This window comes from Mesorhizobium sp. M1307 (assembly GCF_040318155.1).
Classification (GTDB): Bacteria; Pseudomonadota; Alphaproteobacteria; order Rhizobiales; family Rhizobiaceae; genus Mesorhizobium.
On record NZ_JAMYLR010000123.1, the window covers coordinates 1 to 584 of the forward strand.

The 584-nt window shown below is 58.7% G+C and carries 1 pseudogene; it reads right to left on the reverse strand.

The annotated features are described in order from the left end of the window. Positions 1 to 503 (reverse strand): annotated as a pseudogene (locus NKH16_RS34930) (hypothetical protein); the annotation flags it as partial. Between the last annotated feature and the right edge of the window lie 81 nt (positions 504 to 584).

Consider the following 584-nt stretch of genomic DNA (forward strand, 5'->3'; position numbering starts at 1 on the left):
GTGGTGGTTCCGGCCTTGCCTTGGGCCTGTTCGTCGGCCTTCATTTTGGTGCTGCCCGTGGCCTGCTGGTCAGTTGTAGCACCGGCCTTGCCCTGGGCTTGCTCGTCGGTCTTCAGCTTCGGCTTGCCCTGGGCTTGCTGGTCAGTCGTTGCGCCGGCCTTGCCTTTGGCTTGCTCATCGGTCTTCAGCTTCTTGTTGCCTTGTGCCTGTTGATCAGTTGCAGCGCCGGCCTTGCCCTGAGCCTGCTCGCCCATTTTGGCGCCGTTCTGGCAATTGGCAATGCCGGCTGCACAATTGGCGCCGGACTGGTCGTCGGTCGACTGCTGCGTCTGGGCAAGTGCGGCCCCGCAGCTGACGCTGATTGCTAGCAAGCTGGTGATCAGAACGCCTTTCATGAGAGATCTCCTTGGAAAACGCGTCCCTTCACGGCGTAAAACCGCGGCTAAAAAACTTTGTTCCAAACTAATGGAGGGAAACGGCAAGCGATCCGAGTTGCGGAACAAGCTCCACCTGATGACGTTACCGGCCTATAGCGACCCCGCTGCGAACAGCATAATCAGGATCCATGAGGTATCGATTGAGGA